Origin of the sequence: Levilactobacillus senmaizukei DSM 21775 = NBRC 103853 (assembly GCF_001592085.1) — a bacterium.
GTDB classification, from domain to species: Bacteria; Bacillota; Bacilli; order Lactobacillales; family Lactobacillaceae; genus Levilactobacillus; species Levilactobacillus senmaizukei.
On sequence record NZ_BCWD01000021.1, the window covers coordinates 1 to 25785 of the forward strand.

At 50.7% G+C, this 25785-nt stretch carries 24 protein-coding genes, 1 tRNA gene and 1 pseudogene; 6 read left to right on the forward strand and 20 right to left on the reverse strand.

The features are described 5' to 3' along the window. Positions 1-425, forward strand: a 425-nt coding sequence (locus LSE01S_RS08070) for an aldo/keto reductase (protein WP_169798696.1), incomplete at its 5' end; no start/stop codon positions are given. Between the two features lie 199 nt (positions 426-624). Further along, positions 625-1959: a C1 family peptidase gene (locus tag LSE01S_RS08075; protein ID WP_061777130.1), complete on the forward strand. Its 1335-nt coding sequence runs from the start codon at positions 625-627 to the stop codon at positions 1957-1959. A gap of 64 nt (positions 1960-2023) precedes the next feature. Here the strand turns inward: LSE01S_RS08075 and LSE01S_RS08080 are convergent, their stop codons facing one another. The 6 genes from LSE01S_RS08080 to LSE01S_RS08105 form a co-directional block, all read right to left on the reverse strand. After that, positions 2024-3154 carry a glycerate kinase family protein gene (locus tag LSE01S_RS08080; protein ID WP_061777131.1) on the reverse strand — a complete coding sequence of 377 codons (1131 nt, stop codon included), beginning with the start codon at positions 3152-3154 and terminating at the stop codon, positions 2024-2026. Between the two features lie 21 nt (positions 3155-3175). Beyond that, on the reverse strand, positions 3176-4480 hold the full coding sequence (locus LSE01S_RS08085; RefSeq protein WP_061777132.1) for a GntP family permease: 1305 nt from the start codon (positions 4478-4480) through the stop codon (positions 3176-3178). Positions 4481-4701: 221 nt separating this feature from the next. Beyond that, on the reverse strand, positions 4702-5934 hold the full coding sequence (locus tag LSE01S_RS08090) for a serine hydrolase domain-containing protein (protein WP_061777133.1): 1233 nt from the start codon (positions 5932-5934) through the stop codon (positions 4702-4704). A 69-nt stretch (positions 5935-6003) separates the two neighbouring features. Continuing rightward, positions 6004-6675 (reverse strand): 2,3-bisphosphoglycerate-dependent phosphoglycerate mutase, encoded by a 672-nt coding sequence (locus LSE01S_RS08095; protein ID WP_061777155.1) that lies wholly within the window; start codon positions 6673-6675, stop codon positions 6004-6006. A 157-nt stretch (positions 6676-6832) separates the two neighbouring features. Beyond that, positions 6833-7912: a DMT family transporter gene (locus LSE01S_RS08100; protein ID WP_082622371.1), complete on the reverse strand. Its 1080-nt coding sequence runs from the start codon at positions 7910-7912 to the stop codon at positions 6833-6835. 34 nt (positions 7913-7946) lie between these two features. Continuing rightward, on the reverse strand, positions 7947-8900 hold the full coding sequence (locus tag LSE01S_RS08105; protein WP_061777134.1) for an AEC family transporter: 954 nt from the start codon (positions 8898-8900) through the stop codon (positions 7947-7949). 353 nt (positions 8901-9253) lie between these two features. Between LSE01S_RS08105 and LSE01S_RS08110 the strand changes: the two genes are divergently transcribed. The 3 genes and pseudogenes from LSE01S_RS08110 to LSE01S_RS08120 all read left to right on the forward strand — a co-directional run bounded on the left by LSE01S_RS08110 (position 9254) and on the right by LSE01S_RS08120 (position 12261). Next, positions 9254-10405 carry an LCP family protein gene (locus LSE01S_RS08110; protein WP_061777135.1) on the forward strand — a complete coding sequence of 384 codons (1152 nt, stop codon included), beginning with the start codon at positions 9254-9256 and terminating at the stop codon, positions 10403-10405. A gap of 191 nt (positions 10406-10596) precedes the next feature. Next, a pseudogene (locus LSE01S_RS08115) lies at positions 10597-11498 on the forward strand (metal ABC transporter solute-binding protein, Zn/Mn family). Positions 11499-11598: 100 nt separating this feature from the next. Beyond that, positions 11599-12261: an EAL domain-containing protein gene (locus LSE01S_RS08120; RefSeq protein ID WP_061777136.1), complete on the forward strand. Its 663-nt coding sequence runs from the start codon at positions 11599-11601 to the stop codon at positions 12259-12261. 60 nt (positions 12262-12321) lie between these two features. Here LSE01S_RS08120 and LSE01S_RS08125 read toward each other — a convergent pair whose 3' ends face one another. The 13 genes from LSE01S_RS08125 to LSE01S_RS08185 form a co-directional block, all read right to left on the reverse strand. Next, positions 12322-13143: a PTS system mannose/fructose/sorbose family transporter subunit IID gene (locus LSE01S_RS08125; protein ID WP_061777137.1), complete on the reverse strand. Its 822-nt coding sequence runs from the start codon at positions 13141-13143 to the stop codon at positions 12322-12324. Positions 13144-13156: 13 nt separating this feature from the next. Then, a complete protein-coding gene (locus LSE01S_RS08130; protein WP_061777138.1) occupies positions 13157-13954 on the reverse strand; it encodes a mannose/fructose/sorbose family PTS transporter subunit IIC in 798 nt (265 codons plus the stop codon). A gap of 67 nt (positions 13955-14021) precedes the next feature. Continuing rightward, the gene (locus LSE01S_RS08135) at positions 14022-14525 is read right to left on the reverse strand and encodes a PTS sugar transporter subunit IIB (RefSeq protein ID WP_061777139.1); all 504 of its coding nucleotides are present in this window, start codon (positions 14523-14525) and stop codon (positions 14022-14024) included. Continuing rightward, a complete protein-coding gene (locus LSE01S_RS08140; protein ID WP_061777140.1) occupies positions 14522-14941 on the reverse strand; it encodes a PTS sugar transporter subunit IIA in 420 nt (139 codons plus the stop codon). Before LSE01S_RS08140 ends, LSE01S_RS08135 begins: the two co-directional genes overlap by 4 nt. 86 nt (positions 14942-15027) lie before the next feature. Further along, entirely contained in the window at positions 15028-15648 is a 621-nt protein-coding gene (locus LSE01S_RS08145) for an HAD family hydrolase (RefSeq protein WP_061777141.1), read from the reverse strand. Positions 15649-15724: 76 nt separating this feature from the next. After that, entirely contained in the window at positions 15725-17152 is a 1428-nt protein-coding gene (locus LSE01S_RS08150) for an MATE family efflux transporter (protein WP_061777142.1), read from the reverse strand. Positions 17153-17438: 286 nt separating this feature from the next. Then, positions 17439-17523: transfer RNA gene (locus LSE01S_RS08155), tRNA-Leu, on the reverse strand. 79 nt (positions 17524-17602) lie between these two features. Further along, positions 17603-18484, reverse strand: a complete 882-nt coding sequence (gene thrB, locus LSE01S_RS08160; RefSeq protein WP_061777143.1) for a homoserine kinase — start codon at positions 18482-18484, stop codon at positions 17603-17605. A gap of 19 nt (positions 18485-18503) precedes the next feature. Then, positions 18504-18983, reverse strand: coding sequence for a SprT family protein (locus LSE01S_RS08165; protein WP_061777156.1), 480 nt, complete (start codon positions 18981-18983; stop codon positions 18504-18506). Then, positions 18976-21174, reverse strand: coding sequence for a Tex family protein (locus tag LSE01S_RS08170; RefSeq protein ID WP_061777144.1), 2199 nt, complete (start codon positions 21172-21174; stop codon positions 18976-18978). The genes LSE01S_RS08165 and LSE01S_RS08170 overlap by 8 nt, the downstream gene beginning before the upstream one ends. A 131-nt stretch (positions 21175-21305) precedes the next feature. Beyond that, the gene (locus tag LSE01S_RS08175) at positions 21306-21740 is read right to left on the reverse strand and encodes a BAR domain-containing protein (RefSeq protein ID WP_061777145.1); all 435 of its coding nucleotides are present in this window, start codon (positions 21738-21740) and stop codon (positions 21306-21308) included. 14 nt (positions 21741-21754) lie between these two features. Next, positions 21755-22591, reverse strand: coding sequence for an NAD(+) synthase (gene nadE / locus LSE01S_RS08180; protein WP_061777146.1), 837 nt, complete (start codon positions 22589-22591; stop codon positions 21755-21757). Between the two features lie 27 nt (positions 22592-22618). Further along, a complete protein-coding gene (locus LSE01S_RS08185) occupies positions 22619-24085 on the reverse strand; it encodes a nicotinate phosphoribosyltransferase (RefSeq protein ID WP_061777147.1) in 1467 nt (488 codons plus the stop codon). A 162-nt stretch (positions 24086-24247) separates the two neighbouring features. Here LSE01S_RS08185 and LSE01S_RS08190 point away from each other — a divergent pair, with 162 nt between their 5' ends. Then, positions 24248-24985 carry a WecB/TagA/CpsF family glycosyltransferase gene (locus LSE01S_RS08190; RefSeq protein WP_061777148.1) on the forward strand — a complete coding sequence of 246 codons (738 nt, stop codon included), beginning with the start codon at positions 24248-24250 and terminating at the stop codon, positions 24983-24985. Between the two features lie 75 nt (positions 24986-25060). Here the strand turns inward: LSE01S_RS08190 and LSE01S_RS08195 are convergent, their stop codons facing one another. Beyond that, complete coding sequence (locus LSE01S_RS08195) at positions 25061-25762, reverse strand: GntR family transcriptional regulator (RefSeq protein ID WP_061777149.1); 702 nt, start codon at positions 25760-25762, stop codon at positions 25061-25063. Positions 25763-25785 lie beyond the last annotated feature (23 nt).

The window sequence follows — 25785 nt, forward strand, 5'->3', positions numbered from 1 at the left end:
AAGAAAAAAAGGTTCGGGCGATTGGGGTTTCTAACTTCTCCCAAGACCAGCTTGAACAGGTCTTTGCCATGGCTACGGTTAAACCAATGGTCAACCAAATCGAGCGTCATCCCTACAAGGTACAAGCCGATCTAGGTAAATTCGACACAGATAACGGCCTCGTTAATGAAGGGTACTCCCCAATTGGCCACGGCCACCTGATTCTCGAAGATCCCGTAATTACTAAGTTAGCTGATAAGTACGGTAAGTCTCCCGCGCAAATTGTCTTGCGGTGGCAAGTTGACACTGGTTTCGTGGTCTTCCCCAAGTCATCTAAGCCTGCACGAGTTAGAGAAAATTTCGAAATTTCCGGCTTTAACCTAACGGCCGCTGAAATTGTCGAAATTAATGCTCTGGATCAAGACAAACATCTCAATTATGACTAGGTCAGTCGTCATCAATTACGGCTACTTTCAAATTTAATTAGCAGTGACACTCAGGGCCTCTCAGATCGAGTTAGATCGAGAGACCCTTTGTCAGTTGGTAGCCCACCTTCTGTCGTTTTTTAAACAACTTATCGGATATCTATACAAAAATGAGAATATTGGAGTACAATGAGAGAAATATGTTAGGAGAGTGACGATATTGAGTAAAGAAATCACGGCGGATCAAACCGCCCGTTATCAACAGGCGTTAGCAACCGACCCAACCGCGAAGGTGCTTGAACGTGCTGTCAGTCACCAAGGAATTCTGGCAACTTCGGCCGATTACGCTTCCGAAGCCGACATGACCCCAGTCTTCTCCATCGACCTGGACACTGGTAAAGTTGCCAATCAAAAACAAAGTGGCCGTTGCTGGATGTTTGCCGCATTGAATACAATGCGGCATCACCTAGCAGACCGTTTCAATCTAAGCGACTTCGAACTTTCTCAAAACTACACCAACTTCTGGGACAAATTTGAAAAAGCCAACTATTTCTACGAAAATGTCTTAGCTACGGCTGACCAGCCAACGTCAAGCCGTAAGGTTGCCTTCCTAATGACTACCCCTCAACAAGACGGAGGCCAGTGGGACATGTTATGTGCCATCATTGAGAAGTACGGGATCGTGCCCAAGTCCGTGATGCCTGAAACCTACAACAGTTCCAAGTCTAGCGAACTCAACAGCACACTTAACCTTAAGCTCCGTAAAGACGCCATTATTTTACGTCAGTTAGTTGCCGACAAGGCCAGCGACGACGATATCGCCACCGCCAAGGACAAGATGCTTGGTGAAGTTTACCGCTTACTGAGCTTCTCCTTGGGCGAACCGGTCAGTGAATTTGATTTCGAATACCGGGATGATGATAAGAACTACCACATCGACAAGGGCCTAACGCCTAAGACCTTCTACGACAAATACGTGGGCTGGGACCTTTCCGACTACGTCTCAATTATCAACGCCCCAACCGATGATAAGCCATACAACCACACCTACACGGTTGAAATGTTGGGTAATGTGGTCAGCGGCCGTCAGGTCAAGCACTTGAATGTTTCCATGAAGGACTTCAAAGCCTTAGCCATCAAGCAATTACAGGCTGGTCAATCCGTCTGGTTCGGTTGTGACGTTGGTCAATCTTCCGAACGGCAAAAGGGGATCATGGATACCAAGTACTACGACAAGGACGCCCTGTTCAACATTGACTTCTCAACCACCAAGGCAGAACGTCTGGACTACGGCGAAAGTCTCATGACCCACGCCATGGTCTTAACCGGTGTCGACTTAGTCGATGGTCAACCGACCAAGTGGAAAGTGGAAAATTCTTGGGGCGAAAAGGTTGGGACGAAGGGGTACTTCGTCATGAGCGACGCCTGGATGGACGAGTATTGCTACCAAGTTGTGGTTAACAAGCAATTCTTGCCTGACAACTTAAAGACGATCCAAGCTAGTGAAAAGCCAACGATCTTAGCACCATGGGATCCAATGGGCGCCCTAGCTTAATCATTAACTCATTCACAAGAAAAACACTCGGAAAGTTTCCGAGTGTTTTTTTGATCGCTTTTACTTACTTGATCACGCGCGCAATATTTTCAGCCGTGCGTGCCAGGTTGGCTTCCCCCGTTGCGACGGCCGTTGGCAAGTCAACAACCCCCGGCAGGATACCAAAGATCGCATCAAGGCCTAAATCGTAGAGCTGATCAATCCCAGCCCCCACATTGCCGGCCAAGCCAATCACCTTGGCATGCGGACTAGCGGTCTTAATCGCCTGGGCCGTTCCCACAGGTGTCTTGCCGTACTGCGTTTGAAAGTCAATGGCTCCCTCACCCGTGAATGCCAGGTCGGCTCCGACCGCCCGTTCTTTCAGGTGAGTCTCACGAACCACAATCTCGATGCCGCTTTCCAGCTGCGAATTGGTGAAGGCCAAAAGTCCTGCACCCAAGCCACCAGCCGCACCGGCGCCAGGAAACGCCGCCAAATCGCGGCCCATGGTTTGCTTGACTACCGCCGCATAGTGCGCCAGGTTAGTGTCCAGAGTGTTCACCATAGCTGGTGTTGCCCCCTTTTGGGGACCAAAGACCGCAGCGGAACCCTCGGGTCCAATCAACGGATTGGTCACATCCGAGGCAATCCGTACCTTGGTAGTCTTGACCAGAGGATCCACGCCACTGACATCGATCCGCGCCAGATCGGCCAGGCCACCGCCGCCACGCTTAATCGGTAAGCCGGTAGCCGTCAGGAATTTAACTCCCAAGGCCTCAGCCATTCCCTGGCCGCCATCCGTGGTGGCACTCCCACCAATGCCAATGACGATGCTGGATGCCCCATGATGCATAGCATCCAGCATCAGCTGGCCCGTGCCGTAGGTCGTCGTCACCAGTGGATTCTTAGTATCCGCGTCCACAAACTGGATGCCGCTGGCCGCGGCCATCTCGATTACCGCCGTGTGACCATCCCCTAGAAATCCGTATTCTGCGGATACCAATTGTCCCAGCGGGTTCAAGACCTGCGCTGTCTTGAATTGACCGTTAGTCGCATCAACTAACGACTGGACCGTGCCTTCACCGCCATCAGCCATAGGCACGATCTCATAGTCGGCAGCGGGAAAGACACGCTTGAGTCCGGTATGAATCGCTTTAGCGGCCTGTTTAGCCGTCAGGCTTCCCTTAAAGGAATCCGGGGCAATCACAATCTTCATTTCTAAACTTCCTTTCAGTCATTAAAAGAGGGTAAACATAATCGTCCCCACAATGGTCATCGTCAGACCCACGGCCGACTCGTACGGTACCGACTTCATCCGGTCCTTCAGCGTCATATTCATGGCATTAGCAGTCACGTGAAAGTAATTTCCTTGTGGTAAATGATCAATAACGGTGGCCCCAGTATGTACCATGACCGCTGCGGCCAATGGTGCCGTACCGAAGGCCAAAATTGCCTTGCCAAAGGACCCGGTCGCGAGAATAACCCCGGTTGAGGTAGACGCCGTGGCGGCGGCCATTAAGATCCCAGCAATTGGCGCTAAGAAGGTCCCGGAAATCCCGGATATTTTGATCAAATGGACAATCATCGCGGGTAGTGTTGAGGTGGTAATCAGCCCACCGATCGCTCCGGCACCAATTAGAATCAAAACAACATCGGTCATGCGAGCCATCCCCGCCTTGGTATAAGCCAGAACCTGGCGCCCTTGATGCATCGCGAGCATGCCCACTAGTCCAGCCAGCGGTAGGATATACATGGCATCGACCTCAAATTTTTCTAAGACTTGAATCTGTAAGATATGCCCCACCGGATTCAACAGTAACAAAATAACCGCTAAGACCGGGGCCACAATGGCCGCCTTTAAGGTTGGCAATTGAGAGGGTTCTGCATCCGTTTCTTGGTCCTGGTTGGCTGCCACATCGGCCATCGAGGCAATCTCCCCGTGATGTCGCAGCAACGTGGCAATCAGAACAGTGGCAATCAGGCCAAAAACAGCCGGGACAAAATCCGCTACCATCAATTGACTTAATTCAATATTAAAACCGTGAGCCGCCGCAATCGTATTGGGATTCGGCGAGATAATATTCCCCGCCTTTCCCCCGCCGGATAGGGCTACCAGTAAGGCCAACTTCGAAATCTTCATCCGGCTCCCGACTTCGAGAGCAATCGGCGCCACAATCAACACGGCCACTGGGATGAAGACTCCGACCGCCGTGATAATCATGGTCGCCAGAGCCAACGATAAAATGGCCAAGCTTTCGCCAAATTTGGTCACGATCCCACGAGCAATCGCGTTCGCAGCACCCGACTCCATCATGACTCCCGCAAAGACCCCAGCCGCTAGGACCCGGACCACCGTCCCCATCACACTCTGGGACCCGGTCACCACGATGTTCACCGTTTGTGTTAAGTTCGCGCCACCAATCAGCGCACCCACAATTGTTCCCAATAGCAGGGAATACACTGGGTTTAGTTTTCGCAGAATCAAAATAATTGCGAGGGCCAACCCTACTAAGGCCCCAATCCAACTTACAGATACTGACACGTCGCTTCCACTCCCAACTATTCAATGTGACAACTTTAACAAACGTGAGGTATTATACGACAGATTTCTCACAAATGAAAGGGCTTACGCGTATCGGTTAGGGCAATGTCCGGCTAGTGGATCGTTTTACTAACCCTTTAACCACAACGAAAAAAGGCCCACCTCGTCACCGGTAAACCGATCGACTAGGTGGACCATTCGTCTTGCTCAATTTTTAATGATCACTTTAATTTTGCGGTGGTTAAAACTTGCTTAAATGTGGCCTTGGTTAAAGATTCAATGGACCAATCCGGCCACATCGTCTTTTTGTAAAAATTGTTCGACAGCAGTACCACACCGGTCCGGCCATTCTTACTCAGCGAAAAAGCTCCTTCATAAAAATCACCGATCCCATGCCCATAGTACCCAACTTTTCCCAGGTGATACATGCCCCCGGAATAGGTTTCAGCCGGTGCATTGCTTTCGTGCAAGACACCCGCGCCACTAGCAGTTGGCAACAACGTTCCCTGGATTAAGGCGCGTTCCGTCCGGAAGACATCCCCCGCACTCATGGTCACATTGCCTGTTCCCACCTCGGCTTCCAGAGCCCGCATTGCCGGTTTAACCGGATTGGAGTAGTCTCCCGGCATCGTCCCCGCATACCCCAGCGTCATCCCTTTAATCCGAGACCGCAGTTGAGCAAAACTGGTGTGATTTAAATCTAGTGGCGTGACAATGTGTTCATAGAAGGCCTGGTAATAGGAATCATGTGTGACCTGATTGAGAATTCCAGCCAACAGCACGTAACTAATTGGCTGATAATTAAATTTGTTCACCCAGGCCTGATCGACCCGGGCATGCTCGGCAGCATATCGGTAAACGCCCCTTTCCGTCAGCGTCGTCGTTGGGTTCATGTCTCCCACAACGCCCCCCTGCATGTCCAACAACTGGCGTAAGGTAACCTTATCGGCATCTTTGATGGTTGGATAGTACTGCCCCAACCGGTCAGTCAATTGGAGCTGTCCTGCTTGGACGGCTCGCATTACCAAAGTTCCCGTCATGGACTTTTGAATCGAATTCACGAGAAATTGTGAAGTGACCTTGTTGCGACGCTTCTTAGCAGCATTAGCCATTCCAAAGCTGCGCTGATAGATGACGCGATCATCCTTTACCACCAGGGCCGTCCCACTGAACCGCTTATTCCGTAACTTCTGGGTAAAGGCTGCCGCAAATTGTGGATGTCTTTGACCCAAGTTTTCCCGGTCAAACGCCGATTTCTTTTTCGGCCGTTTAGCGCGGCTAATTGCGGCCTCATGGGCAATATCTTGCTTCGTCTTCTTGGCATGCCGATGGTTCGTGACCACCTGCTGTGCCTGATTCTTTGTGGTAACCTGCCGGTGTCCGTACCAGACGCCCCCAAGGCCCACCAATACCAACACAAGGGCCACCCAACGACCCCAACCTGTTTTATTCAATTCTTTCAGTCCCCAATCTAAAAGATCATGCTTCCAAGTTGGCCTTACTCAAACCAACTGAAGGTGTTCCTATAAAACAATTTTATTTTGAATCCTAAGTCGATCATCGAAATCATAACGGATCGGCTCCCCGTTGGCAACTTCAACCTGACTAATCCGTTCGTCGGGAACGTTGTCCAAATACTTAAGTAAGGCCCGCAACGTACTACCATGGGCAACAATCAATTGATTCTTCCCATCCAGTAACCGAGGCGCAACCTCATCGGTCCAATAAGGCAACAACCGGTGATAGGCCATTTCCAAACTTTCTCCCCGTGGTTCAATCTTTGGTCCGAATCGATCGTAGCGACGATCCTGATCCACGTGATCCAGCAATGGTGGCACCGTTTCAAAACTTCGTCGCCAAATCTGAATCTGACGTTCACCGACGCGGTCCTTTACCGCCGTCTTGTTCTGGCCACGCAGCGCCCCATAATGACGTTCGTTAAGCCGCCAAGACTTTTTCACTGGAATATACAATTGATCAATTGTTTCCAAAACAATGTTCGACGTCACGATTGCCCGCTGTAACATCGAGGTGTGCAATTGGCCGAATTGGAGGTGGGTTGCCGCTATCAGTTGGCCGGCACGAGTCGCTTGTTGCCGACCCTTGGCCGTTAACGGTACGTCATTCCAGCCCGTAAAAATATTATCCCGATTGGCCGTACTTTCCCCGTGCCGTAAAACCACTAGGGTTGCCATTGCCATCCTTCCCTTCTCTTCTCAGTCTCTGTTGTCATCATACCACAGCCTAAAATAGAAATAGCCAACTGCGTATCAGCTTAACCGAAACTCAACTTCGTTCACACCACAAAAAAATCCAGGACTGAACCAGTCCTGGATTAGCGTCATTTATGCTTTAATTAGTGGTTGATGATTCGGCATTCTCGCGAGCGCGTTCGGCGACCCGGGCTCGGGCCTTTAATTTAGCCCGAACATCCGCTGGTAAGTCACTATCGCCAGCGTCCTCCCCGGCTTCCTCGGCATCATCCGGCAAGGTTGATTCTTGCTCATGCACCTGATTCCCCATAAAGGTAATCACGGACCCGATCAGGATAATCACAATCCCAATGATGGTATTCACCATGATGTGCTCATGAATTAACACCGCCGCTAAGACCGGTGCCAAGGCCGGCTTAATGAAGAAAACCAGTGAAGCTGTCGACACGTCGGAACGTTCCATGGCCAAGAAGTAAAAGGCAAAGCCTCCACCCGTGACACAGACCCCAATGAAGAACAACAGCCAGAAGTATTGCATGCTAACATTCTTCAAAACAGGAATGGCCGCGAACTCCTGCAGCCAGGTAACGGAACGCATGACGGTTGCCACGGCAGGAATATGCGTGATCATGATCAATACAAACAACTCAACCGATCCAGCTAAGAAGGTGAAACACGTCATCACAATGCCATTTAGGCCGTGACGAGTTGATCCCCACCGGGAAATAATACTGTAAAGCCCAAAGGTTAGTGCCGAAGCAATCGACAGGGTTAAGCCTAACGGGTTCGTTAAATGCATGGGGTTAACAATGACAATTAACCCGACAATTGAAACAATCACGGCAATCAAGTTCGCCCGGCCTAACCGTTCATGCAAGATTAGGTAAGAGAAGATCAGCGCGAAGACGGGGTTACAACTGAACAAGACGGCCACCGTTGAGGCCTCGTCGACCATGATCGCTAATTGATACAGCGTCATGCTAACGATCACACAGGCCAATCCAGTCAGACAAAATAATCCCACATCGGACCAGGTGATCAACCGACTCTCCATCCGGAGGGCGTGCCAAGCGATTGGTAGTAACACGATTCCCCCAATCAGGAATCGAATGAGGTTCAACTGGATGGGATTAAATGCCCCACCAGCCGCCTTCAAAGCAATTTCCATGGAACTAAACATTAACGTCGAAAAGGCAATGTACAACAGCGTTTTTCTCAAAACGAAATTCTCCTTATATGTAAATCAAAATTGACTAGACAATATGCTGAACGATGACCATCAGAATCGGAATCACCACTAAGCTTAGGAGGGTCGTTTCGGTTACCATAATGGCTGCATAGTCAGAATCCGCATGGTAGAGTTTCGCAACTACCGGTGCGTTAGTCATGACGGGCATCGCCGCTTGTAAAATAAACACTTGCTTCATTAATACGGGCATATTGGTCGGAACGACCAAACAAGCCATCAGGATGGGGGCAATGATAAACCGGCCCAGCAAGATCCCAGACCCATCGCGATCGATGCGGATATTTTGGATCCCGGCACCCGCAATCGCCGTCCCGATAAAAATCATCGACAGTGGAATAGTTAGCCCGCCGATATATTGGAAGTCCTGCATAATCCACGCAGGCAATTGAATGTCCAAGAGGACCAAGATGACTCCGATGATGAATCCCAGTAACGGCGGTGAAAAAATCTTTTGCAAGGTTTCCTTCAAATTGAAGTCAGCCTTCCCCTTCCCCTTCCCATCCTTTTGGATCAAATAGACTCCTAACGTCCAGAAGAACGTGGTATTAGCCATATAATAAACCAGGACGTATGGGAGACTCTTAGTACCAAATAGGGCCTCGTTGACGGGTAAGCCCACGAAGACCGTGTTAGAATTCAAAAACATCGATTCAAAAAGTCCTTGGTGACTTCGACGAATCCGGAAAAGATGGAACGCCGCAATTGACAGGCCAAACATAATCAACATAGAGACTACCGGAAAGCGCAGGTCTGGTAAGGTTTCCCTTAACGTCTTGACCGTAAATTTCGAGGTAATCGTGCTGATCATATAGGCCGGCAGGGCAATCTGTGTGACAAGTCGAGCAATCATGCGGGGTGCCTGATCATCAAACCATCCCCGTCGCGACAAGACGTATCCCAAGCCAATCATGACGAGGATAATCAAAACACCAGAAACACTTCGAATAAATACAGCCATCCACGGACCTCCCCGTCAATAATTAGATATTCTTAACTAACACTGGCCCATTATACCATAAACGCCGCCAGCTATTCGGTGTCATTCCGACATAATAGTGACCAGACAACGATCACCACCGCTGACCGTAATCAACAACATTTTAATACCATCTGATAAATCAAATAATTATAAAGCGTTTTCTCTCCTGAAACATTTACGAATGGCCGTTTTTATGGTCTAATGGATTAATTGGGCCCACTGCCGGATTGGGGAATTTTAAAAATCCGGTAAGGTCCCCCAGATTTCATTGAGGAATGAATGGAGAAGCCTATAATTGGATTAAGATTTTGACGAGGATGAGGAAATAAATTATGCCAAACGATAACGAAAACAGTCGACGACGCCACGCGCCCGAAGACTTTGAACAGGTGTATGACCGTCGAGCTGACCGCAACTCCCACTTCAAACAGCCGCAGGTGCATCCACACCGGCCAGTCATGTGGACCATTGTGGTCACTCTATTAGTGTTGCTAGGCGGGGGCCTAGCCTATGGCTATCAGGCCTGGAATTCCGCAAAAAAGACCTTTAGCCAAACCTATGAGGCTTCCAGTGGTGCGAAGAGCCGTAACGTCTCGGCTATTTTGAAGAAAAACCAATCGTTTTCAATTCTCTTAATGGGAACCGATACCGGAGCTCTGGGTCGTTCAGACGTTGGACGGACCGATACCCTGATGGTGGCCACGATTAACCCCAAGACGGAAACCGCCTACCTGACCAGTATCCCCCGGGACACGCGGGTGACGGTCGGCTCCGGGGCCAACGCCTCCATCCAGAAGATTAACGCCGCTTACACCATTGGTGGTCCCAAGACGGCGGTTAAGACCGTTGAAAATCTACTCGATATTCCGATCGACTTCTATGCGATCGTGAATATGGGTGGCTTAGAAAAGATGGTTGAATCCGTTGGCGGGGTTGATGTCAAACCCACGCTGACCTTCAAGTACGGGGCGGCAAACGTCGTCAAGGGCCAGAAGACCCACCTGAATGGCAAACAGGCCCTGGATTACTCTCGGATGCGACATGAAGATCCACTGGGCGACTACGGTCGGCAAAAGCGCCAACGGGAAGTGCTCCAGAAGCTGGTTGTTAAGGCAGCTGGCTTGTCTTCCATCACGCGTTACCAATCCATCTTGAAATCACTGAACGGTAACTTGAAGACCGATTTAACCTTCGATGATCTGATGCAGATTCGGGCTAAGTATGGGGACGCTTCTCACCATATTAGCTCCGAGACTTTACAGGGACAGGATGCGATGATCGATGGCCTTTCCTATCAGGTGCCAACGACACAGGAATTGAAGAAGGTCTCGAACCACATTCGCAAAACGTTAGGATTAGCCAACACGTCGAAGTTCACCACCGATGCGGATACCTCGACGACTGACGGCACCACGAATGCCGATGGCACGACGCCAACAGCTGATACGACCGGCGCTGCCGCTAACAACGGGTATGGTTACTAATTTAATGACGACACAGCGTCCGAATAAACTATTTATTCGGACGCTTTTTGTTTTCTCTCAAAGCCAGCTTTACTCACGCTTTACGCCACCTTGGTCGATCCTAATAAAAAATTTTTCTTGCCAAACTCAAAATTGTTCGGTAAAGTCTAAATGGTAATCATTACTATTTAGAAATAAGGAACGACATTCTCATGACTAGATTTACTAAACTCATTGGCCTCACGTTGGTTTCACTACTGATGCTGACCCTGACTGGCTGTTCTGCTAAGCAAGCCACGACTTCCCCCACCAAGCCGATTCAGTTTGTCGCCAGCGTTGATTTCTATGGCGAAGTGGCCAAAGCCGTCCTAGGCAATCACGGTACCGTTACCACTATTATCAACAGTGCTAGCGTTGATCCTCACGATTTCGAGCCGACTCCCAAGGATGCCCAGGACGTGAGTCTGGCCAACGTCACCCTAGCAAACGGGATCGGGTATGACGCCTGGATGCAAAAACTCGTCAAGAGTGAGTCCCGGCCGAATACAACTAACATCCGGGTTGGCGAGGACGTCATGCACAAGCATACTGGTGATAACGAACACCTCTGGTATGACCCCGAAACAATGGGCAGATTAGCCACCCATTTAGCCCAGCAATTTGGCAAACGTGCCCCTAAGTACCGGCGGATTTACGCCAAAAACACCGAGACTTACCTTAAACACCTGGAGCCGCTGCAAGGCCAGGTAAAAACACTGAAGCAATCCAGTAACCACCAACTAGTCGATGTCAGCGAACCCGTCTTCGACTATGCTCTGTCAGCGCTGGGTTATCGCAGACATAATCAGGCCTTCGAACTCGCCGTTGAGAATGGGACTGATCCGAGTCCCCAAGTTGTCAGGATGATACAGACCGATATCCGTCACCATCTAATTGCCTTCTTTGTTAATAATTCGCAGTCCAGTGACAAGACGGTGGCCGCAATGGTCACACTCGCGAACAGCATCACGTCCCTGTCCTAAACGTGACGGAAACATTGCCAAAAGGGAAAGATTATTTAGCCTGGATGACCGATCAGTATCAGCAACTCGCCAAGATTCAAGCCCAGTCATAGCCAAGCCATAGATCCTGTCACATTGCTATAAAATCTGTTTGTGGTTCGCCCCAAATGCGTTAAAATAGAGATACTTAAAACTATGAAAGGGGCTGACCACATGTATCGGTTTTTTGTGCAACCACAGATCAATGAAGACGACAATCGCGTGTTTGGCTATGAAGTACTCCTCCGTAAACAAAACGACAATGACGAGTGGGTTCTCCCACATCACTTCACCGATATCTCTGTGACCGACCAAGCGAAGCTCCTCGAAGAAACGGCTGCCGCCTTACACACGGCAGTGACCAAACAGACGCTGTCGTTTAACCTTAACACCCAACAACTACGGAATCCATATACCTTGGGTGCGATCATCTTGTTGAAGAAACGTCTGGCGCCGGCTTCACTAAACATCGAACTGACTGAGGCCCCGACCCTCGAGGAAATGAAGCTTTTCAGTATGACCATTCACCAATACGGGATCGGGTTGATCTTGGATGATGTGGGTACGGGGTCCAACACCTACGAAAACATCAAACATCTCTTACCGTTCGTCGACGGCATCAAGTTTGCCATGCAAAACCTGCGGTCCACCGGTGAACGGGATCTTATCCCAGCTAGCCTCGCGTTCTGGGCCCAGACGGCTCGTGAGGATCACCTTCAACTAGTTCTTGAGGGCGTGGAAAATGCCGAAGACCAAGAGCTCGCAAAACAATTTGGTATCAATCTGCACCAGGGTTATCTCTACGGACAGCCCAGTCTCGTCGAAACCCTCGCCTAATTAAAAAGCGGCTGTGACAACCACTTTCATTTCTGAAAGTTCGCTGTCACAGCCGCTTTTTTAGCGGAACAACCCGATCCAATAACCCCCAATGCCGAGAACGAAGACCCCGACAAATAGCCAAAGGGGCCGAACGCGATGACGCAACAACCAAACGGCCAGTAACGTCAGGCCCAGGGGTAAAACCCCTGGTAGCAGTTGGTCCAACATGGCTTGTAACCTTTTGGTAACCCCACCCGGCAGATGAAACGATGGCGCTAATTGTAACCGTGTCCAGCGAGGCACAATGGCCCCCATGACGAAAAGGCCAACGATCGAGGCACCTTCCGTCAAACGGCGTAACGTCTCCGATTGCAGTCCGGTCACGGCGCTAATGCCGCGACGATAGCCCCAGCGCTGGGTCAGCCACCGGAAACTGAGCCGCACCACATTCCAGCCAATAAAGAAGGTCAATGGTCCCACAATCCCAAAACCACTGAAGACCAAGGTTGCCGCAAAGGCACTTAATAATGGACGCCAAATGCCCCACCAGACGGGATCGGCTACTCCCGCCAACGATCCCATCATGGCCACCTTAACACTCTTAATCTCGGCATCCGTGACGGGCTTCCCATTGGCGTGATCCTCTTCCATGGCCAACGTCACCCCGGTAATGAGGGACTGCATGTATGGCATGGTATTGAATAGCTCTAAGTGCCGCTGCGCAGCCGCAGCTTGATCTGTCTGATCTGGATATAAGCGTCGTATGGCTGGAATCATTAGGTAACAGAACCCCATATTTTGCAGCCGGGGATAGTTCCAAGCGGCTTGTTCAAAACCAGAACGGACGAAGACGTGGACCTGATCCCCCATGGTTAGTCTAAACTTAGTTGGTTCCGCCATCTTGATCCCTCCTTTATAAATCGTCTAATTCTCGGTCCAAGTCATCGTCGGCCGAGGATGTTGGTCCCCCACCTTGAGGATGCTGATCCTTGGACTTCAGATTAAGGTAAATCACTGCCAAGGCCACCCCAATCATCACCAGTGCAATCAGATTCAAATGACTGTCGGTGGCACAAGCAAAGCCCATAAAGAAAAACGGCCACAACCGGCGAGACGCCATCATATTAATCACGATTGCGAAGCTGACGATCACCAAGAGCCCCGCCGTCACCCGTAATCCACCACGAAGGGTGATCGGCAACCACTGGTAAGCTGTGGTCATCCAGGCGCTTGGCAAGGCTAACAAAATCGCCATCGGAATGACCACCCGCAAGCCCTGTAGCCCAATACTCATCAATTGAAGCGCGGTGATCTGGCCCAGGTTCCCCCGGCTCGCGGCGCGATCGGCCCGCGCGACCAATGGCACGATGATCCGCCGCAACCCCCGGGTCAACCAGAGACCCACGACGGCCAAGGGGATCGCCATGATAACCCCCATCGCTACGGGTAATTGGGCGGGACCGGTAACCAGCCAAGCCGCACCCACGGCACCCAGAGCCGCATCCGGGGCCACTGCACTGCCAATATTCATCCAACCAAGGGTCACCAGTTGCAGGGAGGCCCCTAGCGCCAGACCAGCCACTAGGTTCCCTGTAACCAGCCCCACTAAGGCACACGCCACGATCGGTTGGTGGAACTCCCATTCATCGATAACGCCTTCTAGGCCAGCCAAGAAGGCGACCAACAGGATTCCCCAAAATTCTAGATTCATGTTTAACCGCCTTTCGTCAGAGATCCAAAAACACCTGCCAGTGGATGATAACCACCGCGTCAGGTGTTTAGGCCAGACCTTTTTTCGTTGCGAGATTCAAAAAATCCTGTGGCCGATCGGACGGAACCGTCTGAGCCGTCACCGTGACCCCTTGAGTCATCAGCTTATGTGCAACCTGAACATCGGTGGCATCTGCCGCCACACTATCCGTCAACATCGTTTTGCCTGATGAAAACGCTAAATTTCCCACGTTAACCCCGCTACCACGTAGGTCAACGCCCGCTTCAAATAACCGATACATGTCCGTTAAATTTTCCGTTAAGAGTAACACCCGAAAGCTATCAAAACGTGGATCATGAAAAATCTTAGCCATCTTATCAACGGAAATGACATTGGCTTTCACGTCGGCCGGTGCCGCCTGAACAATTAATGTTTTACGCAACTGATCCTGAACCACATCATCGGATACCACCAGGATCCGGTTAGGCCGGACCGTTTTCGTCCAAACAGTGGCAACCTGACCGTGTAACAGTCGGCTATCAACCCGGGCCAAGCTAATGGTCATTGTCATAACAATTCGTCATCTCCTGTGCCAGCCTGTAAGTCCAGGTGGCGAATACTACTTCTTGCTGCTCGTTCCAAATGCGGAATCACTTCAGTCAACGATTGTTGCTGTAGCGATAGCGCTTCAATTAACATCGGTAAATTAAGCCCCGCAACCAGCCCATATTTATCGGGGTGTTGGGCCACTATTTGGCTGGCCGCATTGAACGGCGATCCGCCCCAAAGATCCACTAGAAATAACAATTCAGTAACCGGTTCCATTTCCTGGATCGCCGTCTGATAGTGGTTGGCTAGATCGGTCAGGCTCTCATTAGCGGCTAAGGTCACGGCAGTCACCTTCGTCGACTTACCGTAAATCATCTCCGCGCTCTGCAATAGGCCCCGGGCAAACTGCCCGTGACTGGTAACGATTATGGCTAACATCGTGCCACCTCTTCATCCACGGCCTTCAATTCTGACCATCTCAAAATTAAATCTGCACCTAATATAGCATAAATAAGCGGTTTCAGCTAGTTTGTGGTAAATTTTGTGATTAATTCACGAGGAGTCGTAAGACTGATGGTCGGGGTAAAACCACGCGGTTGTCGGTCGTTCCAGGCCGCATAGCCAAACGCAACATTAGCAGACTGGGCAGCCGCTTGGTCAAAGTGCGTATCCCCAATATAAATGGTCGTGGCCGGGTCGGCATTCAGCCGTTGCATGGCCAAGTTAATCCCATCAGGTGCCGGCTTCCCACGTTTAACATCTTCGGCCACGATCGCCAAAGAAAAATGATCGGCCAGACCCGATGGCACGACATCGCGTTCGTACTCAAATTGCCGTTTGGAAGTCATGATTGCTAGTTGTGCGCCTTTTCTTCGTAACTGATCCAGCGTATCCAAGACCCCGGGATAGACGCGCACCGTCTCCCGGTAAGCAGCCGTGCGTTCACCCCATGCGGCCAGAACGTGTTCCAGATTGGCCACGTGCAGGTCCTCCAGCGCATCACGACTAGGAATACCAAAGGTGGCAGTCAGTTCAGCATACGGACGGGGATCGCCTGCTTCCCTAAGGACAGCCTGCAACGCCCGCATGTACATGGCCTCTGTATCCATCAACGTGCCATCAATATCAAAAATATACGTTTGCAAAAGTTTCCCTCCTCAATCGCGGCCACAAAAAAAGCGCGGCCAGTATCGGTCTCGCTTAATTTTAGCATGTTTTGAATTAAGACTCGAATTTAACCGATAAATCTTCATCAGCCAGGTCCACGGCTTCCTCGGAGTCGGCTGGAACCGTTTCGCCATTAGCCACTGCTTGGCTTCGTACCAAGTTCCGTAATTGTTTAACGGCTCGCAGCCAAGACGGAATCAAGATGGCACATGAGCCTAACCAAGCCAATGGTTCGGCTGAGACGGCACCCGCGTACCCAAACGCCTTAACCATGAACAGGGCGGCAAAGACGCGCATGGCCAGTTCACCCACCCCAGCCAGGGTAGGCAAGACTCGTCGGCCCAGGCCCTGCAAGGTGTTTCGAATCACGAATAGGACGCTCAACAACAGGTAGGTACTACCAATGATGTTGAAGTAGGTTTGCGATAATTGAATGACGTGTTCGTCGGCATCCCCAATGATCAGGTGAACGATTGGCCGACCAAAGAAGATGACCATCGCCCCGGCGAAGACAGCGAAACTACCTGACAACCACAAGGTCTTCTTGACCCCTTCCATGATCCGCTGGAACTTGCCGGCCCCAAAGTTCTGCGCAGCAAAGGTTGCCATCGTCACCCCAAAGGAAGACATCGGCAGCGAACACAATTGGTCAACCTTGGAGGCCGCTGTGGAAGCAGCTACCGAGTCGGTTCCTAGTGAGTTCAGCGCTGCTTGCATGACCATCGTCCCAATCGCAATGATTGAGAGTTGAAAGCCCATTGGCATCCCCGTGGAAAAATGTTGCCACAATTCGTCGAGGCCCATCTTGAAGTCAGCCTTACCAATTCGCAATAAGGGAATGGACCGCATAATATAGCCCACACAGAGTAATGAGGCAACCACTTGGGACAGAACAGTTGCCCATCCCGCACCGGCCACGCCCATGTGAAAGACCAAGATAAAGAGGAGCTCCAGGGCCACGTTAATGATGGTCCCGATAACCAGGAAGATTAATGGTGTCCGGGAATCCCCGAGGGCCCGGATGATATTTGACAACAAGTTGAAGGCCATTGACGCGAAGATCCCAATGAAGATGGTGGTGATAAAGATCCGGGCATTGGCAAAGATCGAAGCAGGGGTTTGCATTAACTTTAGAATTGGGTCAACAAATGTCAGGGACAGCACCGTCAAGACGACGGTCATAATTAACGAAATGATAATGCTCGCCGCAAACGACCGCCGGACACCACGATAGTCGCGGGCGCCATACCGCGTGGCCGTAATAATGGCCAGTCCCGCGGTTAATCCTTGGGCGAACCCAATAATTAGGAAGTTAATGGATCCTGTCGCCCCAACGGCGGCCAGCGCTTTGACACCAAGGGTTTGCCCTACCACGACGGTATCGGACACATTGTATAATTGCTGAAAAAGATTCCCAATTAACAATGGAATCGTGAAAAAGAAAATAAGTTTTAGGGAATTACCCTTGGTTAAGTCGCTCATACGCCGACCTCCTTCTAGAATTTGCCAATCTCAATTGACACAGGACGATTACTATAACGCCATTTACCCTCAATGTCAGGCCTTTTGCTTGATTCTTTTGAAAGTAATCGATTAATTTTCAATATTACTCTCATCATAGGAAATTGAGAAGGCCTATTTTCATTGAAAACGATTGCGGAATGAAATTGTTATCTGTTTGTCATGTTAAGGGGCGTCTTCAACTTGATCGACCCAACCGCACAAAAAAATCCCGCCGATCACTCGACGAGATTCCTGATTAATATGATGCGGCCAAGAAGATTCGAACTTCCACCCGGATTACCCGGACAAGATCCTTAATCTTGCGCGTCTGCCAATTCCGCCATGGCCGCATTAACTCACAAGAAATAGTATACCAAATGAGAGCGGCACTGACAATATTTTTTGTAAGTTAATTCAAAAAAATCTCAATTATGCATCCGTTAGGACACTTGCACCGTCCCGATCAAGGTCCAGAGTCCGTAAACTCCCAGCCAAATCGAGGTCGGCTAGCTTGGCGCGTAACAGCGTTAACTGGGCTGCCGAGCCGAAGGTCACCACCGTTGGCCCGGCTCCACTGAGATAGGTCCCGGTAATGTCCAACTCATGCGCGGCTGCCCGAATCTCATTGAGTTCAGGCACCAGCTGTGAGCGCGCTTGTTCATGGAACTCGTCGCGTTCAATCATCTTCGACGCCAACGCCCAGTCCTTGGTCAACAAGGCCGCCACCAAGACATTGGCCACACTGCTAGCATGAATGGCCTTACTCAGATCCATTTGCTTAGGCAACGCACTACGACTCTTCCGGCTCAACAGTTTTTGTCCCGGAATGAAGACCAACACCCGCAGCTCTGGCAACGGTAGTTTTAGCGCCGAGACTTGACCTTCATTCACCGTGGCCACTGCAGCTTGACCTAACAGGGCTGCCGCCACGTTATCCAACGATCCACCAAGCTTCACCGCCCAATTCAACTGTTCCTCAATCGACAGATCGAGATTGCCCAACTCATTGGCAATCTTAATTCCCGCAATGATGGCACTGGTCGAACTGCCAAGGCCGCGAGACACTGGGATGTCCGACATAACTGTTAGTTGATGAGCTGGCAGGTCTGCCTTGATTTTCAAGGCCGTCTGTACCATTAAGTTATTTTCGTCGCGGGGAATCTCGGTGCCCAACGCATGGTTTACGCGCCACTTATCCGTCTTTTCTTCAATAATTACGGTTAAATATAAATGTAATGCTGCCCCAATGGAATCAATCCCGGGTCCAAAATTTGCCGAGGTTGCTGGGACCCGAATAATTGTTTTACCCATAAACACTGACCTCCTAAGTCTATTGCGGTCGTTGTGCAGCGACCACGGTTCCTTGCCAGGCTAACCGACCACGACAACGACCACAAACCATCTTCTTAAGATTAATCCGCCGTGCCCGATAATAGCGCTGCCCACACTGTGTACACTCGTAGCACTGCCACTGACGCGGTCGGGGCGTGGGCTTAGCTGGCGCCGGTGCGTAACGCAGGCCACCCACCTGAGCTAGTAATGTTTTAAATGCTGCCGTTCGATGCTGACCCGATTGCCCGCTTAAATGTAAATGATAATGACACAATTCGTGTTTGATAACCCCCACCAGCACCGTCTCACCGTGCTCACTTAACATCCTGGGGTTAATTTCGAGATTGTGGTCCCCCAATCGATAACGGCCACCCGTCGTTCTTAGTCGACGGTTAAAAGTGGCCTGATGTTGAAATGGCCGACCAAAATAATTTAGCGAAACCGTCTCAACCAATTGCTGAAGTTCCTCATCAGTCATGGGCATCGGCCCGCATCGTTAGTTGAATGCGTTGCCGTTGCTCGTCAACCGACAACACCCAGACCGTGACGATATCACCAATGGTAACCACGGTACTGGGGTCACTCACATAATGGTCCGTTAACTGGGAAATGTGAACCAAACCGTCTTGTTTGACGCCAATATCAACGAACGCCCCAAAGTCGACAACGTTACGAATGGTTCCCTGCAATTCCATTCCTGGCTTCAAGTCGGCCATCGTTAACACATCTTGCCGTAACAACGGCGCCGGCATGTTATCCCGCAGATCCCGACCGGGTTTCTGCAGGCTAGCGATGATATCAGCCAACGTTGCCGCCCCGATGTCTAATTGGTCGATCCATTGGGGACGATTCAATTGGGCTAGCTGTTGCTGCAACCGTTGCGAACCTACCTGGTCACTGGTAACTCCCAGACCGGTCAGTAATTTTTTCGTGACGCGATAACTTTCGGGATGAATGTCAGTATTGTCTAGTGGTTCGGCCCCGGCAATAATTCGCAGGAACCCCACCGCCTGTTGAAAGGCTTTAGGCCCCAATCGCGGAACCGCCTTCAACGTCGCCCGGGACTTAAACGCCCCGTGTTCGTTACGGTAAGTCACGATGTTTTTGGCGGTCGTGGCCGTTAACCCGGAGATATGGGTCAACAGTTCGGGACTCGCGGTATTCACGTTAACCCCAACTTGATTCACGGCCGTTTCAACCACGCGGTTTAACTGCTCGTCGAGTGCCTTCTCCGGCACGTCGTGTTGATATTGTCCGACCCCCACGGCCTTGGGATCGATCTTAACCAATTCCGCCAGTGGATCTTGTAACCGCCGGCCAATACTAATAGCGGAACGTTCTTCAACGTGAAGATCGGCAAACTCTGCACGAGCGTTGGCACTGGCAGAGTAAACCGAGGCCCCCGCCTCATTTACGATGACATAGTAAACGGGCCGATCAAGGCTCTTCAAAATGTCACTCACAAACTCCTCGGATTCCCGACTGGCAGTCCCATTCCCAATGGCCACCATTTCAACTTGGTACTGATCCAGAAGGTGCCGAAATTCCGTTGCCGCCGCGGCCCGTTTGGGAGCTGAAGCAGGCTTGTGGGGATAGATAACTTGTTTCGTCAAGAACCGTCCATTGGCATCCATAATGGCTAATTTACAACCGGTCCGATAGGCTGGGTCAAAACCCATGACCACTTTGCCCTTCATTGGCGCCTGCATCAATAGGTGATACAAATTGTCCCCAAAAACCTGAATGGCATGTTGGTCGGCCCGTGCCGTTAAATCACGCCGAATTTCTCGTTCAATGGCTGGACCTAAAAAACGTTTATAGGCATCGGCAAAAGCCGCTTCGATCTTAGTCACTGCGGGGCCCTTGTGCTGACCGATCAACCGAAAATGACCGTATTGCAAGATCGAAGTCGGATCGACCTGGAGGCCCACCGATAGGATCTTCTCCCGTTCACCCCGATTGATCGCCAGTACCCGGTATGGGGGAACCTGGCGCACGGCTTGATTAAAATCATAATACGTGGCATAAACTTGTTGCTCATCCCGTTCGTCGGCGCCGCGTTTCAGACGGCTAACCAGCTCAGCATTCTTCCAGGTATACTGGCGAATCCACTGGCGAAAGGCGGCCTGTTCACTAAAAGTTTCGGCCAAGATCTCGTGAACCCCCGCCCAAACGGCGGTCACATCTGGCAGATCAGCGGCAGGTTTCACGAAGCTCTGAGCCCGTTGCGTCAGATGATCCTGTGGAAAGGTTAATAGCCATTCTGCTAAGGGCGTCAGCCCCTGCTCCCGGGCAATGGTGGCCTTGGTCCGCCGCTTCTGCTTGTATGGGAGATAAAGATCTTCTACCTGTTGGATCGTGGTTGCCTGTTGCAGGCCTTGCCGCAACTTGGCCGTCAACTGCCCCTGTTCTTCGATAATCTTTAAAACTTCTTGCCGTCGCTGGGCTAACTTGCCCAACCGATTAGCTGTGTCCTCGATCTCCCTAATAGCAACTTCATCCAGCGAGCCCGTTCGTTCCTTCCGGTAACGCGAAATGAACGGTACCGTGTTGCCCTCATCCAATAAATTCAGGACCGCCGTCACCTGACGTAATTGATATTGCCCGAGCAATTGCTGCACGGGACGGGCAAAGTCACTCATGCTTGCTTCTGCTTTACTCTGTACCATACTCATCCTCCATCACGCTCACTAATGGTCATATTATACCATGGTTTCCCCGCCAATCCGTGAGATCCACCGACCAAACGAGCGGATCAAAAGAGGCCTGAGCATCAAGCTCAGGCCTTTCAATTCACCTTTTACATAGGGTTGCTCATGATTCGCTGCGTCGTGGCGGTCACTTTTTCCATGGCATTTTCTTGCGTCTTCTCGGCGGTATCAAATGCGGCTTGATCGACCGTCAAATGTTCTACGTCAATGCTATCGGTCATGGATTGACAGGCTTCCGTGTAGACCCGGTAAGCCCCCACCAGGGACTTGTGCTTACCCAAAACCCGTACGGGAACGCTGGCTTGTTCTAACTGATTCAGCTTATCCACATAACCTTCGGTACCCCGTTGGAAGTTATCGACGATCGCTTGGAGTTCGACTTGAGAAAAATCGCCGACCGTTTGATTGTCGATGGCGCCGCGAACCTTTTCAAAGTCGTCATTCATTTGACCAGCGGCTTCTTCGGTTCCCTGTAGGACCTGTGATAAACGATTAATGTAACCTGACATATTTGCTTTTTGCATTGTGACTGCCTCCGTTAACGATTATTTTTCCAGAAAGTATCATAGACATTGACCGGTAAGTGCCGCTTGTGGGCCGTCTTGCGATACCAGGCCTCAATCTTTGCCGCGGCCTCATCGGACACCGACCGACCCTCCAAATAGTCATCGATATCCACGTAGCGAACGCCCAATGCGGCCTCATCGGGTAGTGCCGGCCGATCATCTTCCAGATCGGCGGTGGGCACCTTCTCGTACAGGTGGGTTGGCGCGTTCAAATAGCGCAGCATGGCGGCGCCTTGCCGCTTATCTAAGCGCCACAGCGGACAAATATCGGTCGCACCGTCACCATACTTGGTGTAAAAGCCCGTGACCGCTTCGGCCGCGTGGTCGGTCCCAACCACAGCACCGGCTCGAGCACCCGCAATGGCGTATTGGGCAATCATTCGTTGCCGGGCCTTAATATTACCCTTATTGAAGTCACTGATATTGGCTTCGTTAGCACTGACTGCTGCCACCATGGCATCCGTGGCCGGCTGAATATTCACGCGTTGCACTTCATCGGCACCCATGAAGTCAATCGCCATCATGGCGTCGTCCTCATCCGCCTGGTCGCCATACGGCAACCGTACCGCAACGAATCGGTAATCTTCATTGCCCGTTTCCTGGCGTAATTCGGTCACCGCTTGCTCAGATAGGATACCGGCTAACGTCGAATCCTGCCCACCGGAGATCCCCAGAACCAATGTCTTTAAAAAGGCATAGCGCTTTAAATAGTCCTTCAAGAAATCCACACTCCGTCGAATTTCGGTGGCCGGGTCAATCTCTGGTTGAACCTTTAATGCCTCGATAATTTCCTGTTGCATAGCTCGCATGTCGCTTACCCCCATCTACTTGAAGCCTTATTCCGGTAACTTATGAACGTAGTCATGGATGTCCTTAATGATGGCCATCTTGTTATCCCAACAATCTTGCGAAAGGTCTACGGGATACTTCTGTGGATTCAGATCGCGCTTGTATTCTGGCCAGAGATTGGCTAAGGCCCCACGACAGCGATCACGGATAGCCGAAAGCGTTGGTAACTTGTAGACTAACTCGCCATCCTTAAAGATATCTTGGAGAACCGGGCGCGCATTGAAGTCCGTCACGGTCTTGTTGATATAGGTATAACTAGGGTGGAACATAAACAGAGACTCTTCAGTCCGCGGATCCTCATCAATCAAGGTCACGTAATCCCCCTCGGACTTGCCGTCCGCCTTCTTGGTAATCCGCCAAACCTGCTTTTTGCCCGGCGTCGTGACCTTCTCGGCGTTGTTAGAAAGCTTGATCGTTGCCCGCATCTCGCCATCGTCACCCTCAATGGCCACCATCTTGTAGACCGCTCCCAACGCAGGTTGGTCGAAGGCCGTGATGAGTCGCGTGCCAATCCCCCAAACATCTATCTTGGCATCCTGCATCTTTAAACTTTGGATAGTCTTTTCATCAAGATCATTCGAGGCAAAGATTTTAGCGTTCGGGAAGCCTGCCTCGTCCAACTTTTGTCGGATTCGTTTGGACAGGTAGGCCATGTCCCCGGAATCAATCCGGACACCTTGGAAATTAATCTGGTCGCCCATTTCCTTAGCCACCCGAATGGCAGTCGGCACACCACTTCGTAAGGTGTCATAGGTGTCCACGAGGAAGACACAATCATGATGCGTCGTTGCATAAGCCTTGAACGCATCGTAATCATTGCCGTACGTCTGGACCAGGGCATGGGCGTGGGTCCCACTAATCGGAATCCCAAAAATTTTCCCCGCCCGAACGTTAGAAGTGGCATTGAAGCCACCGATATAGGCGGCCCGAGTACCCCAAATAGCCGCATCAAACTCTTGTGCTCGCCGGGTCCCAAATTCCATCAGGGCATCATCCCCGGCCACGGAACGAATCCGAGCAGCCTTAGTGGCAATTAGGGTTTGATAATTAATAATATTTAATAAGGCCGTTTCAACCAGTTGGCAGTCGGCCAAGGGGCCCTCCACTTGAAGAATGGGTTCATGCGCGTAGACCAATTCCCCTTCAACCGCCGAACGGACTGTTCCGGTAAATTTGAAATTCTCGAGATAAGTCAAAAACTCTTCTGGATATTCTTCAGCTTCTCGTAAATAATCAATATCTGTTTGGGAAAAATGTAGATTTTGGATATAATGGACGATGTGTTCCAGTCCCGCATAAACGGCATACCCGTTATGAAAAGGCATGTCACGGAAGAACACTTCAAAGACCGCGTGTTTATCGGCAATGCCTTGTTGAAAATAGGTCTGGATCATATTAATCTGATACGCATCCGTATGCAGAGTATAACTGTCGTCTGGATACAAATTAGTCATAATAAACTTACTCCCTTAGTCGGTCAGTAACCGATTTTTTATGCCTGTTTTTTACTTCTAATGGGCTTATTCTAGCATGAAATACATAGAGCGTCATAATTTTTAATACCATCATGGAGCCTTAATTAGTTCCCATGACTATCCTTGAAAGGAGTCACTGCCATGCAAACGATCTTCCCCACCGTGAACGTCCTCGACGTTCCCTTCGTCAAAACTACCGCGGCAGAACTGTTGCCGGTCTTACAGGACCGAATTATTAACCACACGAACACCTTCGTGGTGACCGCCAATCCTGAGATTGTGATGTACGCCCACAACCACTCGGCCTACCACGGTCTCCTGCACACCGCCGACTTCATTACGCCAGACGGCGTGGGAATCCTGGACGGCGCTAAAATCTTGAAGCAACCACTCCCTGAACGCATTACGGGATACGATACCTTGGAAGCCCTCCTGAGTTGGGGAAGTGAATCCCATCGCTCCGCCTACTTTGTGGGAGCCAAACCGGCCGTCATTGACGCACTCGCCAAGATCCTTCCCGAACGCTTTCCCGGACTGACCATCGCAGGACTGCACGACGGCTACTTCACCGACGATACTGCCATCGTCCAGGACATCCAAGCTAAACAGCCCGATATGGTGTTCACGGCCTTGGGCTTTCCCAAACAAGAAGAATTCATCCAGGCCCATCGCCACGTTACCAACGGTCTGTGGATGGGTGTCGGTGGCAGTTTTGACGTCCTGGCCGGCATGGTCGACCGCGCGCCAAAGTTCTGGCAAACCCACCATTTAGAATGGTTTTACCGAACCGTTAAGGAACCCAAGCGCCTCAAACGAATTGCGGTCATACCACAGTACCTCCGCTTGGTTCGCCAACAGGTTAAGCAGCAGCGACGGTAACCAATCAAGTCTAATTCACAACAAATGCCTCACAAAATGAGTCAGTAACTGGCTCGTTTTGTGAGGCATTTTTGATTACTTTTCTAAGTAAAACTCGAAACGTTCCCCAACGTATTGAGTCCGCACGTATTCAAACGGCGTCCCATCCTGAAGGTAGGTTACCTGCCGTAACCGCAGAATTGCGTCGCCCCGCTTAATCTTTAGGTACTCCGCAATACGTTCGGAGGCGGACATCGCCGACACTGTTTGTTGAGCTTTTCCCGGGTTCAATTGTTTCTTGTCTTCCAATGCTCGGTAGAGTGAACTCGTAACTTCCTTCTTGTTGAGACCATCCACCAGCTTTTCTGGAACTGTCGCCACCTCAAAACAAATCGGCACATCATCCCCGTAACGAATCCGTTCCATCCGTAAGACCCGGTCGTCCTCACTCAGTTCTAGCTTTTCGGCTTCACTCAATGATGGATTCATCACGTGATACGAGATTGTCTTGCTAGTTGGTTGTTTGCCCTGGGTCAACATGAGGTCGGTAAAACTCGTGACCCCGGACATTTTTTCTTGCACCTTTTGATTGGCAACGTAAGTTCCAGAACCCACCTGACGCTCTAGGATCCCCTCGTCAACCAACGTTTGAATCGCCTGACGAAGCGTCATTCGACTCACATCAAAATCACGGGACAATTCTCGTTCAGACGGTATCCGGTCGCCAACGGCCCACTTACCAGCCTCAATTGCTCGTTTAATGTCATTATGAATTTGAATATAAATCGGTGAGCTCACACTACTCAACGTCCCTTCTTGAA